The 14,154-nt window shown below is 40.0% G+C and carries 12 protein-coding genes and 3 tRNA genes; 5 read left to right on the top strand and 10 right to left on the bottom strand.

Annotated elements, in window-relative coordinates; genetic code table 11:
- Positions 1–145: 145 nt before the first annotated feature.
- The 7 genes from KUG63_RS10700 to sthA all read right to left on the bottom strand — a co-directional run bounded on the left by KUG63_RS10700 (position 146) and on the right by sthA (position 9,008).
- Positions 146–1,825, bottom strand: coding sequence for an ABC transporter ATP-binding protein (locus tag KUG63_RS10700; RefSeq protein ID WP_015005905.1), 1,680 nt, complete (start codon positions 1,823–1,825; stop codon positions 146–148).
- A gap of 10 nt (positions 1,826–1,835) precedes the next feature.
- On the bottom strand, positions 1,836–2,987 hold the full coding sequence (locus KUG63_RS10695; RefSeq protein WP_020932648.1) for an ABC transporter permease: 1,152 nt from the start codon (positions 2,985–2,987) through the stop codon (positions 1,836–1,838).
- Between the two features lie 73 nt (positions 2,988–3,060).
- Complete coding sequence (locus KUG63_RS10690; RefSeq protein ID WP_016390719.1) at positions 3,061–4,452, bottom strand: CmpA/NrtA family ABC transporter substrate-binding protein; 1,392 nt, start codon at positions 4,450–4,452, stop codon at positions 3,061–3,063.
- 170 nt (positions 4,453–4,622) lie between these two features.
- Positions 4,623–5,201 carry an ANTAR domain-containing response regulator gene (locus tag KUG63_RS10685; RefSeq protein ID WP_015005908.1) on the bottom strand — a complete coding sequence of 193 codons (579 nt, stop codon included), beginning with the start codon at positions 5,199–5,201 and terminating at the stop codon, positions 4,623–4,625.
- A 50-nt stretch (positions 5,202–5,251) separates the two neighbouring features.
- The gene (locus tag KUG63_RS10680) at positions 5,252–6,538 is read right to left on the bottom strand and encodes a hypothetical protein (RefSeq protein WP_020932647.1); all 1,287 of its coding nucleotides are present in this window, start codon (positions 6,536–6,538) and stop codon (positions 5,252–5,254) included.
- A gap of 307 nt (positions 6,539–6,845) precedes the next feature.
- Entirely contained in the window at positions 6,846–7,535 is a 690-nt protein-coding gene (locus KUG63_RS10675; RefSeq protein ID WP_020932646.1) for an SIMPL domain-containing protein, read from the bottom strand.
- A 60-nt stretch (positions 7,536–7,595) separates the two neighbouring features.
- Positions 7,596–9,008: a Si-specific NAD(P)(+) transhydrogenase gene (gene sthA / locus KUG63_RS10670; RefSeq protein ID WP_015005911.1), complete on the bottom strand. Its 1,413-nt coding sequence runs from the start codon at positions 9,006–9,008 to the stop codon at positions 7,596–7,598.
- 86 nt (positions 9,009–9,094) lie between these two features.
- Here sthA and KUG63_RS10665 point away from each other — a divergent pair, with 86 nt between their 5' ends.
- The gene (locus KUG63_RS10665; RefSeq protein ID WP_287555298.1) at positions 9,095–9,916 is read left to right on the top strand and encodes a ferritin-like domain-containing protein; all 822 of its coding nucleotides are present in this window, start codon (positions 9,095–9,097) and stop codon (positions 9,914–9,916) included.
- Between the two features lie 24 nt (positions 9,917–9,940).
- Here the strand turns inward: KUG63_RS10665 and KUG63_RS10660 are convergent, their stop codons facing one another.
- Positions 9,941–10,666, bottom strand: coding sequence for a UDP-2,3-diacylglucosamine diphosphatase (locus KUG63_RS10660; RefSeq protein WP_287555296.1), 726 nt, complete (start codon positions 10,664–10,666; stop codon positions 9,941–9,943).
- A 3-nt stretch (positions 10,667–10,669) separates the two neighbouring features.
- Positions 10,670–11,266 carry a peptidylprolyl isomerase gene (locus tag KUG63_RS10655; RefSeq protein WP_015005914.1) on the bottom strand — a complete coding sequence of 199 codons (597 nt, stop codon included), beginning with the start codon at positions 11,264–11,266 and terminating at the stop codon, positions 10,670–10,672.
- Between the two features lie 198 nt (positions 11,267–11,464).
- On the opposite strand from KUG63_RS10655, the gene cysS reads away from it, so the two are divergent.
- Entirely contained in the window at positions 11,465–12,856 is a 1,392-nt protein-coding gene (gene cysS, locus KUG63_RS10650; RefSeq protein ID WP_287555293.1) for a cysteine--tRNA ligase, read from the top strand.
- Here the strand turns inward: cysS and folD are convergent.
- Positions 12,853–13,707 (bottom strand): bifunctional methylenetetrahydrofolate dehydrogenase/methenyltetrahydrofolate cyclohydrolase FolD, encoded by an 855-nt coding sequence (folD, locus tag KUG63_RS10645; RefSeq protein WP_016390713.1) that lies wholly within the window; start codon positions 13,705–13,707, stop codon positions 12,853–12,855. The genes cysS and folD overlap by 4 nt on opposite strands.
- Before the next feature lie 127 nt (positions 13,708–13,834).
- Here folD and KUG63_RS10640 point away from each other — a divergent pair.
- The 3 genes from KUG63_RS10640 (at position 13,835) to KUG63_RS10630 (ending at position 14,150) form a co-directional block, all read left to right on the top strand.
- Positions 13,835–13,911, top strand: a tRNA-Pro gene (locus KUG63_RS10640).
- Positions 13,912–13,929: 18 nt separating this feature from the next.
- Positions 13,930–14,006, top strand: a tRNA-Arg gene (locus KUG63_RS10635).
- 68 nt (positions 14,007–14,074) lie between these two features.
- Positions 14,075–14,150, top strand: a tRNA-His gene (locus KUG63_RS10630).
- Positions 14,151–14,154 lie beyond the last annotated feature (4 nt).

Here is a 14,154-nt window from a genome sequence, read left to right as displayed (position 1 = left end):
CATCTTCTGTGTCCTCTATTTAAATAATAATACAGAAAATAACTCCTTAACTAACGGCTTTTACTGTCCTAATGAGCGGAACCGCTTCAGATAAAAAGGCGCTGTTAAAACAGCGCCTTTTAATGGCTTTAGCGTTTCTAATAGCTTAGTGATTATCACACTCTGCTAGGAAGGTTAGCAGCTCTTCCCTGTATTTATAATAATCAGGGTGCGATACCAGTGCCTTACGTGTTCGAGGACGTGGTAAATCCACTTTCATAACTTTACCAACCTTAGCATTAGGTCCATTGGTCATCATCACAACACGATCAGCCAGTAAAATAGCTTCATCAACATCGTGTGTCACCATAATGGCAGTGACTTTAGTCCGTGTCCAAACTTCCATTAACACCTCCTGAAGCTCCCACCTTGTTAAAGAATCTAACATACCAAATGGTTCATCGAGTAACAGTAATTTAGGGGAGAGGGCGAAGGCACGTGAAATACCGACACGCTGTTTCATACCATTTGAAAGTTCAGCGGCTTTCTTATTGAAGGCTTCACTTAAGCCCACTTTACTTAAATAGTACTCAACAATGCTATTTCGTTCTGCTGGGGTGCAATGCGGATAAACTCGCTCGACGCCTAAAGCAACATTTTCTTTCGCACTTAACCAAGGAAAAAGGCTAGGGGCTTGGAAAACAACTGCTCTGTCAGGGCCCGCGGCACTGACTTCTTTCTTGTCCAAAACAATACCGCCATCGCTGATGTCGGTTAACCCTGCGGTCATAGACAATACAGTCGATTTGCCACAACCGGAATGGCCAATAATTGAAATAAACTCGCCTTTTCCTATATTTAGTTCAAATTTATCGACTACTGTTAAGGGACCTTTCGGTGTTGGGTAAACCTTGGTTAAATTAAAATACTCCAAGTATTTTTTATCACCCATATTATTTGAATAAGGTTTCAGTGCATCAGGCTTCTCGTCGTCACTAAGACCAAAGTCACTGGCTGTATTAGGCTGGACATTGGGTAATTGATAAACATTACTTGTTGAATCAGCACTATCACCGATGCCGACACTCATTAAATATTGAGTAATATCACTGCGTAATTTTTTAAAATTTTCATCATGGTTCATGGCTGTTCTATCGCGCGGCCTTGGCAGATCAACAATGAATTCGGGACCAAACGTAGCATTTGGCCCCGGGTTTAATGGAATAATCCGGTCGGCCATTATCAACCCTTCATCTACATCATTCGTGATGAGTACCACGGTTTTTTTCTCTTGTTCCCAAATTCTAATGATTTCATCTTGTAGGTTCGCGCGCGTTAATGCATCTAGTGCGCTGAGTGGCTCATCTAATAATAAAACATGTGGGCTTGCCGCCAAAGCTCGTGCAACATTAACACGCTGTCGCATACCACCAGATAGTTCAGAAGGGTGCCTATGCGTCGCATGCGACAATCCCACCATATTGATGTATTTTTCTATGCGTTCTGTTCGTTCAGAAGCAGAAAGATCACTAAAGACAGAATCAACAGCTAATGCAACGTTTCCAAAAACAGTTAACCAAGGCATTAAGGAGTAGCTCTGAAAGACAACACCGCGTTCTGAACTGGGGCCAGTAACTTTTTTACCTTCCATTGTCACTTCACCACTATCAGGTTTAATTAAACCTGCAATAGTGGAGATAAGGGTAGTTTTACCTGTGCCCGAGAACCCAACAATAGCAACAAATTCACCTTCTTTAATATCAAGGTTAATATTGCTCAGAACGTCACTTTTATTGTGACCACTACCGTAGGATTTACTAATATTTTTAAGTGCTAAAAATGACATATCTTTTCTCCTACATTGCGTCGCCGTATGAAAAATATTTTTGCAGCGTCAACATGATACGATCGAGCATAAAACCGATAATACCAATAGTAAACACAGCAACCATAATTTTTCCTAACGATTGAGAACTGCCATTTTGGAATTCATCCCAGACAAATTTACCTAAACCTGGGTTTTGCGCTAGCATTTCTGCAGCAATTAATACCATCCAACCGACACCAAGTGATAGACGTAAGCCTGTAAAAATTAATGGCAGCGAACTAGGTAAAACAATTTTAGTGACTGTTTTCCACCACCCGAGTTGTAAAACCTTTGAGACATTCATTAAGTCTTTATCAATAGTAGATACGCCGACGGCTGTATTAATTAGAGTTGGCCATAATGAGCACAATGTTACTGTGATGGCCGATACAAGAAAGGACTTGCTAAATGTAGCGTCCCCCTCAACCACATACAGTGCACTAACAATAAGTGTGACTATAGGTAACCAAGCCAATGGAGAAACAGGTTTAAATATTTGAATAATCGGGTTAATGGCAGCATTAAAAGCAGGGCTTAATCCGCAAATAACACCCAGTGGAATAGCCACAACAGAGGCTAATAAAAAGCCTGCGAAAACAGTCCATAAACTGGTCATAATTTGTTGCGGATAGGTTGCTTTGCCTGTGTAATCACGAATTTTAATAACCGCATCTGGGTTCTTTTCAAGCTTTTTAGCATTACGAACTTCCTGACGTTTGTAAAAAGCGACTTCTTTTTCTTTCTCTTTGTAGTGGTCGGCGGCAAGGCTTTTTGTTTCTTGCCATACCGCAGCAGGGCCAGGAATAGCGCCTAGGCTCGTTTGGATTTTCGCAGCGCCCCAGTCCCAAAACCCAATAAATATCAACATGGCTAATACCGGCACACCAATAACTTTTATCGCTTCTTTTAGCTGTACAACAGGGTCTTCACCAGCCAACAGTTTTACGATGGGTATAAACCAAGTAAAGCCAATTAGTTCTAAAAAATTATTAATTTTTACGGAAATTTTAACGCCTTCATTGGCGACCTTTTTTTCAGGCTTATTGGCAACAGACTCTTGTGAGTCTGCTGATGAACTTGTAGTGTTACTCGCTTCTTGATTTTTCATATTTTTATCTTCTAATGCTGTATCAACAGGCATAGTGTTACCTCTAGTTTTTTTGTTAAATAGGTACCCGCATCATCACGGGTACCTATCATTGTCATACCGTTATTTACTTAACAGTGTCTTTTCCTTTTAAACCAATGTTGAACTTCTCTAGGTAAGCATTGGGTGTGCGGCCATCAAAGGTGATGTTATCGATAAAGTGAGTTTGTGGTTCGCGGTAACCATCGGTATCCCAAGGCATATCTGCTTTAGAAATTTTCCCTTCTTCTAACAACTCTTTAGCGGCTGCTAAATAAATGTCTGGACGGTAGACTTTTTTTGCAATGTCGTGGAACCATTGATCTGATTTTTCGTCGGTAATTTGACCCCAGCGACGCATTTGGGTTAAGTACCAAATAGCATCTGAATAATAAGGGTAGGTAGCAAAGTAGCGGTAGAAAACGTTGAAGTCTGGTAAGTCACGTTTATCGCCTTTTTCATACTCAAATGTGCCTGTCATGCTGTTAGCGATCACATCGTAGTCAGCACCAACATATTCAGATTGAGACAGAATTTTTACCGCTTCTGGACGGTTTGCATCGTTGTTAGCATCTAACCATTGCGCTGCACGAATTAATGCTTTAATAACGGCTTTATGTGTATTGGGGTTCTTTTCTGCCCACTCTGCACTAACGCCAAATACTTTTTCTGGGTTATTTTTCCAAATTTCATAATCTGTCACAACAGGAACGCCAATACCTTTAAAGACGGCTTGCTGGTTCCAAGGTTCCCCAACGCAATAGCCATAAATAGTACCGGCTTCAAGCGTTGAAGGCATTTGAGGAGGAGGGGTAACCGATAATAAAGCATCCGCATCAATTTGACCGGTGATATCCGTTTTTGAATAATAGCCCGGGTGGATTCCGCCTGCAGCTAACCAATAACGTAGCTCATAATTATGTGTTGATACGGGGAAAACCATGCCCATATTAAAAGGCTTACCTTCAGATTTATATCGATCAACAACTGGCTTCAGTGCGGTCGCACTAATAGGGTGCACTGGCTTACCATCAGCACCTTTGGGGATATTAGGTTTCATTTCTGCCCAAATATCATTTGAAACAGTAATCGCATTACCATTTAAATCCATACTAAAGGCAGTAATAATATCCGCTTTAGTGCCAAAACCTATGGTTGCACCAAGTGGTTGCCCGGCAAGCATATGTGCACCGTCTAGCTCGCCATCAATCACACGGTCAAGTAACACCTTCCAATTCGCTTGTGGTTCAATGGTGACATACAGGCCCTCATCTTCAAAAAAACCTTTTTCATAGGCAACCGCTAACGGTGCCATATCTGTTAATTTGATAAAACCAAACTTAAGTTCATCTTTTTCAAGTTCTTCAACGGCATGTGCAGCCGTTAAACTACCTGCCATTGTTAACGCTAAACCAGCCAGACAGCTTTTAAACATGCCTCCGATGTTTCGTTTACTGAAAGTCTTACGATTTTTTTTCATTTTTTTTCCTGTTTACGTTTATAAAATGCAAAAAAAACGCCCGCCGCTTATTTTCGTTTTAAAGAAAACAAGCTAGCAGACGTCTTTGTCTTGTGACCTTATAAGGTCTATTAAGTTTTAAGCCCCAAGTTCGGGGGTGGTACTATTCGTTAGAAATTAAAAAGCAATACCTATGCCAATATTTCACTTGCTGAGATTATGCTTTCTGCTAGATCTACCATTTTGATATTTTTATTCATCGCCATTTTACGCATTGCTTTATAAGCTTCATTTTCACTAATTTTAGAGCGTTGCATAATAATGCCTTTTGCTTTATCGATAATCTTACGTTCACTTAACGTATTTTTCGTTCGCTCTAACTCTTCTTTAATAAGCTGTTGCTCGTTAAAACGAAAACAAGCGGTATCAATAATAGACACAATACGTTTGGCCTGAAGGCCATCTACAATATAAGCACTTACACCTACTTTAATGGCTGCTTGAATAACATCTCTACTGTCTTCGTAGGTAAAGACAATAACCGGAATAGGGTTTTGCACGTTAATTTGTTGTATACAACTAAATAATTGATCAAAACGTTTTTCCGTTACTGCCATCACAATATCTATAGAGCCAGTAAGAGCAGCACGACTAATGTCGCTTAACTGTGATGTAACGGCTGTTACCTCGTAAATAGAGTCAGATAAATGCCCCTGAACATCTAGGAGGTCATCAGCCGTTGTATTAAATAATAGGATTCTAGGTTTCATTAAGTGTCGATTAATGCTTCTTTAAAAAAAGGCTTATATCAATGCCATGACTAGAATTTTGCGCTTACAAAAGCCCACAATTTAGTCGTATCAACGGCTGTTGGGCCGATATTTAAAGCATTATTGTCAGCATTGTAATCTGCATACTTGAGACCAACGGTGTAGTTTTTACCTACTTTTTTAGTAGCCATCACATCAAACTCAGTACCGTAATCGTAGCTATTATTATCTGAACTAAAGTCATGATAAGCTGCCACAAATTTTATGCCATAAGCAGTCGTCACAGCTGTTAAGTAAATATCTTCAACACCATCACCTGGGGTTACTAAGAATTTATCCGCCCAGCCTTGGTAAGCGTGATTTGTTCCAAGAATTGTTACAAAACGGTCAGCGCCGCCATTACCTTCTTGTAATTCATAACTGGCTTTTACCAACAGCATGTTGATAGGCCCATTAAATGATATTTTTGTGCCGAGTTCAGCCAAAATATAATCAGCATCTATTGAGTTAGGGTTATCAGCGGCATCTGATTGGGTGGCGTATTCAGCTGTATAAATAACCTTAGTCGCATCACTGATAGGCTTAGCACCGCTAAGTCTTAGACCATATGTATTGGTTGAAAAAGCATCTGCATTTTCAAAGTCATATAAATATGCGTAAGCTTCAATTTTTGCAGTTTTAAAACCACTATATTGGATATTAAATAAATGTGAATCACTGTCAAAATTATCAAGTGGTTCAGGCGCATCTTCACCAAAGATACGATTTACATTCCATACATAAGCATAATTAATGGTTGTATCACTAAGCGACTGATTAGAAATAGAGAATGCATCCAGTGTTTGCCAATTTTGACGCCAAGCAACCGTACCGATATGCCGATGAAAGGGTGCACCACGATATGTCAATGCTTGTCGCCCCAATTTTACAGACGTGTCTTCAAGCCCTGTGTAAAACAAGTAACCTTGATTAAGCTCTGTTTCATTAGGATCAGCAATAACAGGGTATTTAGCACCCTTGGCCTGAGATGGATGTGCATAATTGTTACTAAATAAGCTATGAACACTTTCTACTTCACCAAAAAGCCCAAACCCATAATACGTTCCTGTTTTATAGGCCGCCGTTAATCTAGCGGTATAAGCGTTTGCTTCTTCAGATAAGTTTTCTTGATCGACATTTTCATAACGTAGTCTAGCGCTGTAACTGGCTTTACCACTGGATAGGGCATTTATTATAGATTCCTCCGCCTGCGCTAAAGGAGCTGTTGTCATTAGTATCGTGCTAGCAATAGCGCCTACTATGATAGGGTTTGAGTGACTTTTTTTGTTGCTTTTCATATTAACTCTCTACGTTAAATTTTTTAAAAAAAACATAAAACCTAAAGCAGCCAACACGAATATACCGAGTTAGCGCCTGTGCTTTATAAATTAAGATGTTCATGACTGCGCCGTTACAGTGTGTTATGACTTAATCGAAAGAAATAACAGCTACAAGTAGTGCAATGGTTATGCCAAGTTTAATTTATTGACAATACAGTGATTGATAGAGGCTTATGAGGCAAATAAATGCTGCGTCGCATCCTTTAGGTGCTGATATGATAGATGGGCACTAAAATGGTGCGAATGAGAATTAAGCTTGTTAGCCTTAGTCTACTAGGCGAATTGAGCCATTAACATTGACTTGGATAGTTGACGTGTTCTGTTGTAAGTTAGCAGGAGCAGCTTCATCAGTTGCACTGCTTGAAAGCATTCTTGATTTGGCGTAATACACTGGGCGATGCTGATTGTTCGAATGGATATTAATTTGATGAACAAGATACTTATTTTTATCGAACTCGTTAGTGATCGTTTGTGCTTGCGCCTTAAAGTCTGCAATAGCTTGTTTTGTTAATAATTGTTTAGTGGCATTTAATTTTTCTTCTGAGACTTGGTAGCGCAAGGATTTAATTAGTAATTCTTTTTGTAATAAGCCAATCAGCTTGCCTAAGTCCTCACTGTCTTTACTTTCTAGCGTTATAGTTTGAATACCACGCCAAGCTTTAAAAATACGTTTGTTATAAAGTTGATGAGATGTGTATTGCCCACCTTTAACTTTAACGGTTTTAAAGGGGGCGGCTGTTTTAAGAGCCCAAGACATTTTTTGGTTGATTTGTTCAGCCAAAACAGCGGGGTCGTAATGTTCAGCTTCAACAGCAATACTGGCCAGCATCGTATCGGTTTCAACCTCTAAACTAGCAGAAGCTTGTAAATTAACAACTCCATCAAACGGCTTATCATGAGCCATTAGAGGGCTGGTTAAAAATATTAAATTAAACAACAAAATCCATTTATTCATCTTTAACTCATTATTTTATTGGGGTGTAACTTACTATACGGGCCTAAGCTGAATACTATCTTAATGGTTATCTAGTCGGTTTAAACCATTTAAAGCAGCCACTCGATAAGCCTCAGCCATTGTTGGGTAGTTAAAGGTTGTATTAGTAAAATACAGCAGGGTATTTGCTTCGCCTTTTTGCGACATAATCGCCTGCCCAATATGTATAATTTCAGCCGCTTGGTCACCAAAGCAGTGCACACCTAATATTTGTAATGTTTCTGAGTGAAAAATTATTTTTAATAAACCCTGAGTTTCACCAGAAATTTGCGCTCTTGCCAGTGAATCGAAACGTGAATAACCGGTTTCATAAGGTACTTTTTGCTCGGTCAATTCTTTTTCTGTGTAGCCAACTGAACTAATTTCCGGATTAGTATAAATGCCTGTTGGAATGTCTTTAACCAGAGTAGCATCACAAAAACCATCAACGATATGGGTTGCGGCAAAACGGCCTTGATCATAAGCGGCGCTGGCTAAACTTGGATAGCCAATAAAATCTCCAACCGCATAAATATGTTCTTTACCTTCCACTTGGTAATTCTCGTTAACATTAATTTGACCGCGAGAGTTAGGGGTGATGCCGACTTTGTCTAATGCTAGGTCATCAAAGTTACCGGTCCTACCATTGGCCCATAGAAAAATATCAGTTTTAATCTTTTTTCCTGAAACCAATTGGGTAACAACGCTTTTATCGTCAGGTATTATTGAATCGTATTCTTCACTAGAGCGGATAACAACACCTTGGTTTCGCATATCATGGCTTAAGGCATGTACGATTTCTTCATCTAAAAAGGCCAGCAAAGTAGAGTGCGTATTAATAAGGTTAACTTTAACCCCTAACCCTTGAAAGATAGAAGCATATTCGGAACCAATAACGCCCGCTCCATAGATTGTAATTGAGCGTGGTGTGAAGTCTAAGTCTAAAATAGTATCGCTATCAAAAACATTATGATGATTAAAATCCACATCATCAGGACGATAGGGGTGAGAGCCAGGCGCCAACACAAATACCTTGGCAGTTATTTTTTTTACTTTACCACCGGCATTAGGTTTAACCTGCATTGTATTTTCATCAACAAAACTAGCTGTGCCGTATAGCAAGTCAAGATTGTTGCGTTCATAAAAGCCATCTCGCATATCAACCTGTTTTTTTATCACGTCGGTAGCAGAACTTAAAAGTTGAGGAAACGTTAAGTGAAGTCGGCCACCGCAGGCTTCTTTAAACCATCTATTGCGATTAAATTGAATAACACGCTGAACCGCTTGACGTAATGCTTTTGAGGGAATTGTTCCCCAATGAGTACAGCCACCGCCAACCTCTTTATATTTTTCTATGATGGCAACTTTTTTACCTTCTTTACAAGCCTTCATTGCGGCGCCTTCACCTCCTGGGCCTGTGCCTACAACAATTACATCATAGTCATATGTACTCATTAATTGCTCTCATAATTATTTATAAACGTCTGAGCAAGTATACAACAGATACGATAAAATCTGCTTTTCGCCAAGAGTATTTATTCATGCCTGATTTTTTTAATTCGCTCGAAAATGCCTTATTGAGCTCATCGGTTAACGAAACGATTGAGATGACACGGCAAGCTTTTGAGTTGTGCCATCAAAATAGCTCTTTTATTGAGCCAGTAAACCGCATTATTAAACCAATAGACCTCGTACGTTTTCCTGACAAGCCCATCTGTGTTGCACCCAGAGATTTACCACGAAGGCGGCTAGGAACAGAAGCAGGCAAGCGCTCATTTATACACGCTATCGCACACATAGAGTTTAATGCGATTAAATTAGCCCTAGATATTGCTTATCGTTTTAAAGGTATGCCGGCACAGTTTTATAAAGACTGGGTCTATGTTGCTAATGATGAATGTAAGCACTTTCAATTACTATGCAATCATTTAGCGACCTATGATTGTCAATATGGTGACAATCCATCGCATGATGGTTTATGGAGTATGGCCGTTAAAACAGACGATAATTTACTTGCTCGTTTATCATTGGTTCCACGTTACCTAGAAGCTCGTGGACTTGATGTTACCCCAGCCATGTTGGAAAAACTATATGCCCAAAAAGACATGGACACAGCGGCCATTTTAGAAATTATTTTAGAAGATGAAGTAACACATGTTGAATTTGGTACAAAATGGCTAGATTTTGTTTGTGAAAACGAAGGAGTCGAGCGTGAAGATGTGTTTTTCGAACATGTTGAACGCTTATTAAAAGGTCAAATACTCGGCCCATTTAATAAGCCTTTACGGCTCCGGGCGGGTTTTACGCCCAGTGAGTTGTTAGAGCTTGAGCGCCTTGATAAACGTAAATTAAAGCAAACATAATATATAGAACCAGCTACGTTAAGACTAAGAAAGTTCGATGAGCTGATAACCGTCTTCACTCCAGTCGAGAACACTGGCGCTATGATCCCATTCTGCTAAAACAAAACGTTCAATCTCTTCCCCGTCCGCAATATGCGAGTGAATATCTGGTCTGTGTGTATGCCCGTGAATAAGACGTTTTACCTGATGTTTTTTAACATAATTAACAACGGTAGAGGTATTAACATCCATAATCTCAATCGACTTGTTTGCTTTATTTAAATGACTTTCTTGCCGGTAGTGTTGAGCCATCGCCAAGCGTTCTTGAAGAGGTTTAGATAAAATGCTTTGTTGCCATTCAGGCGTGTGCGTTAAGTCTCGAAATTTTTGGTATTCGACATCATCACTACACAACAGGTCGCCGTGCATTAATAAGGTACTCGTGCCAAATAAATCAATAATATATTCGTCTTCTAAGCTGACCACCTGAGTATCAGCAAAAAACTTTTTACCGACCAAGAAGTCTCTATTGCCCGCCAAAAAGTACACCTTAACTCCCTTGGAAGTAACTTTGGCTAAGTGTGTTTTAACTGCTTCATTAGGCGGGGTTGGGTCATCGTCACCAACCCATACGTCAAACAAGTCGCCCAAAATATATAAAGCTGACACATCACTACTTAAGGATTCAAGATAGGCTAAAAATCGCTGCGTATTTTCAGGCCTATCTTGGGTAAGGTGTAAGTCAGAAATAAAATGTATGTGCTGAGTCACGAATTACTTAATAACCTCAGCTTTCTCAATAATGACAGTTTCTTGAGGAACATCCGTTGGGAACATACCACCAGAGCCAGTAGGAATAGCGGCCATTTTATCAACAACATCCATACCGTCAGTTACTTTGCCAAAAACAGCATATCCCCAACCTTGTTGTGTTTTTGAACTGTGGTTTAAAAAGTCATTGTCAGCCAAGTTAATAAAAAATTGTCCTGTTGCTGAGTGCGGGTCACCTGTTCGTGCCATTGCAATCGTGCCACGGTCGTTAGCTAAACCATTATCGGCTTCATTTTGTATAGCACTGTTGGTTTCTTTCTGTGCAAAATCAGCGGTAAAACCACCGCCTTGTGCCATAAAGTTAGGAATGATTCGGTGAAAAATAACGCCTTCATAAAAACCTTCTTCAACGTAAGTGACAAAGTTTTTAACAGTATTAGGTGCTTTTTCGGCATCCAACTCTAGAGTAATATCGCCTTGGTTTGTGGTTAGTTTAATAGTTGTCATGCTCATATTTTTATCCGTTGCGTAAGTTGCAGTTGCGAAAAGTAGGGCGCTAGCAATAGATACCTTTAAAAATTGGATTAACTTTTTGGTCATCAGTAAAACTCCTACAATAAATTAAGCTGTGTATCTTATCTTCTTAGCTGGTTTTGATAAAGCTCACACATTCGTTATTTTAAAAACTCGAGCTTTAAGCAAAACAGGGCGGCTTAATATGATTAATATCGCATGCTAATCATGCCGAGATTCAATGAATCGGTTATTATTCGCCCTTAAATAATGTTGGTTATAAAAATGAGCGCACTAAAAATACACAATACCTTAACAAAGCAGAAAGAAACTTTTGTTCCAATCAACAAAGGAGAGGTTAATTTATACGTATGCGGTATGACCGTTTATGATTTTTGCCATATCGGACATGCGCGAGTTATGGTCGTTTTTGATGTTGTTTCAAGGTACTTAAAGTACTTAGGGTATAACGTTAAGTATGTGCGCAATATTACTGATATTGATGATAAAATTATTACCAGATCGATTGAATCGGGTGAGGATTTCAAGCAATTAACTAAACGCTTTATCGATGAGATGCATCAAGACGAAGCTTCATTAAACGTCCTTTCTCCCGACATCGAACCGTTAGCAACCGACTCGATGGAGGCTATTATTATTATGATCGAACAGTTGATTGCTAATGATAATGCCTATGTTGGGCCAAATAATGATGTGTATTATTGCGTTGAATCGTTTGAGAACTATGGCCAATTATCAGGCCGAAAACTAGATGATATGAATGCAGGAGAGCGGGTAGATGTTGATAGCAGTAAACGCAACCCCTTTGATTTTGTTTTATGGAAGTCTGCTAAGCCTGACGAACCTTCATGGTCATCGCCTTGGGGTAATGGTCGGCCTGGATGGCATATAGAGTGCTCTGCAATGGCAACGTGCTGCCTTGGAAACCATTTTGATATTCATGGAGGTGGAATGGATTTACAGTTTCCTCACCATGAAAATGAAATTGCTCAATCAGAAGCAGCAACAGGTGAAAAATACGTTAACACTTGGATGCACAATGGTTTTGTGCGCATTGATGATGAAAAAATGTCCAAATCACTGGGTAACTTTTTCACCGTTCGAGATGTGTTGAAAAAATACCGCGGGGAAGAAATTCGTTTTTTCGTGCTATCAAGCCATTACCGTAGCCCATTGAATTATTCAGACGATCAGTTAAATGAGTCACGTTCCGCATTAGAACGGCTTTATACAGCGCTACGTGATGTCACGCCTGTAAAAAATGAGGTTAAATCAACGTATATCGAACAATTTGAAAACGCGATGAACGATGATTTTAATACTGCAAAAGCCATTGCCGTACTGTTCGAATGCGCAAACGAATTAAATAAATTAAAACATACACAACCAGAGCAGGCGGCAAAAACCGCAGCTGACTTATTAACTATGGCCGAACCGCTGGGTCTTTTGAGCCAAGACCCGGATCTGTTTTTAAAATCAATGGCGGGGCAGGATGCCAGTATCAGTAATGAAGAGATAGAAGCTCAAATTAATCAGCGTCTTGAAGCTAAAGCGAATAAGAACTGGAGCTTAGCTGATCAAATTCGCGATAGCTTAAAAGAACAAGGCGTTATTTTAGAAGATAAGGGGCCTGAAACAACTTGGCGCAGGGGTTAACTGCTTTGTAACTCAGCTGCTTGTAAGGTGTTTTCAAGTAAAGAAGCGATGGTCATTGGGCCAACACCACCTGGTACGGGTGTTATCCAACTTGCTTTTTTTGAAGCCGTTTCATAATCAACATCCCCAACCAGCTTACCTGACTCTAGACGGTTAATACCGACATCAATAACCACAGCGCCTGGTTTAACCCAGTCACCCTTTACAAAACTTGGAATCCCTACCGCGGCAATAATAATATCTGCACGTTTAACATGCGCCTCAAGATCAACTGTACGACTGTGACAAGTGGTTACGGTACAACGAGCCATTAATAATTCCAATGAAACAGGGCGACCCACAATATTAGAGGCGCCAATAACAACAGCTTCTTTGCCCTCAAGGGCAAGCCCAGTGCTTTTAAGTAAGGTCATAATGCCTTTAGGTGTACAAGACCTTAAAACCGGCATACGAAGCGCTAAGCGACCTATATTATAAGGATGGAAGCCATCTACATCTTTAAGCGGGTCAATCGCTTCGATGATTCTTTCCTCATTAATATGCTCTGGTAACGGTAGCTGGACAAGAATCCCGTTAATAGCCGAATTATTATTTAGGTCATCAATTAAATTAAGGAGCTCCTCCTCAGTAACACCATAAGGAAAGGTCTTTGATAAAGAATAGAAGCCGACTTCTTCACAGGCATTACATTTATTACGTACATAAACTTCAGAAGCAGGGTTTTCACCTACCAAAATGACCGCTAAACCGGGTTTTGATAAACCACGAGAAATTCGACCATCTGTTTGTTTTTTTATTGCAGCTCTTAGTTCAGCTGAGATTTTTTTTCCATCAATCGTTTGAAATGTCATATTTTTTAAATTTTTTAAGGTTCTTTGTTAAATTTGTTAAAGAAGCGTTGACCAAAATTACCGTGTGCCGTATTATCGCCCACCTACAGACTTATTGCATTATTTATGCATTTTTTCTGAAGGAAGTCGGGGTGTAGCGCAGCCTGGTAGCGCAACTGCTTTGGGAGCAGTGGGTCGGGAGTTCGAATCTCTCCACCCCGACCAATTTTTACTTATGCTGAAGCGCTTGTAGCTCATCTGGATAGAGCATCGGCCTTCTAAGCCGAGGGTAACAGGTTCGAGTCCTGTCAAGCGCACCATAACGATATACTAAGTGGCTTGAAAACACCTTTGAGAGAAAGCAAAGTACTGTTAGAAATCGTCGATGGTGGGTGTAGCTCAGTTGGTAGAGCCCCTGACTGTGACTCAGGTTGTCGAGGGTTCGAGTCCCTTCATCCACCCCATTTT

It is taken from the genome of Cycloclasticus sp., assembly GCF_019090545.1.
GTDB classification, from domain to species: domain Bacteria; phylum Pseudomonadota; class Gammaproteobacteria; order Methylococcales; family Cycloclasticaceae; genus Cycloclasticus; species Cycloclasticus pugetii.
The sequence above is the reverse complement of the archived record's forward strand: the minus strand, read 5'-3'. Positions and strand labels throughout refer to the sequence as shown.

Coding starts and splice junctions, on each gene's coding strand:
- KUG63_RS10700 (WP_015005905.1), bottom strand. CDS start 1,825: ATGTCATTTTTAGCACTTAAAAATATTAGTAAATCCTACGGTAGTGGT.
- KUG63_RS10695 (WP_020932648.1), bottom strand. CDS start 2,987: ATGCCTGTTGATACAGCATTAGAAGATAAAAATATGAAAAATCAAGAA.
- KUG63_RS10690 (WP_016390719.1), bottom strand. CDS start 4,452: ATGAAAAAAAATCGTAAGACTTTCAGTAAACGAAACATCGGAGGCATG.
- KUG63_RS10685 (WP_015005908.1), bottom strand. CDS start 5,201: ATGAAACCTAGAATCCTATTATTTAATACAACGGCTGATGACCTCCTA.
- KUG63_RS10680 (WP_020932647.1), bottom strand. CDS start 6,538: ATGAAAAGCAACAAAAAAAGTCACTCAAACCCTATCATAGTAGGCGCT.
- KUG63_RS10675 (WP_020932646.1), bottom strand. CDS start 7,535: ATGAATAAATGGATTTTGTTGTTTAATTTAATATTTTTAACCAGCCCT.
- sthA (WP_015005911.1), bottom strand. CDS start 9,008: ATGAGTACATATGACTATGATGTAATTGTTGTAGGCACAGGCCCAGGA.
- KUG63_RS10665 (WP_287555298.1), top strand. CDS start 9,095: ATGCCTGATTTTTTTAATTCGCTCGAAAATGCCTTATTGAGCTCATCG.
- KUG63_RS10655 (WP_015005914.1), bottom strand. CDS start 11,266: ATGACCAAAAAGTTAATCCAATTTTTAAAGGTATCTATTGCTAGCGCC.
- cysS (WP_287555293.1), top strand. CDS start 11,465: ATGAGCGCACTAAAAATACACAATACCTTAACAAAGCAGAAAGAAACT.
- folD (WP_016390713.1), bottom strand. CDS start 13,707: ATGACATTTCAAACGATTGATGGAAAAAAAATCTCAGCTGAACTAAGA.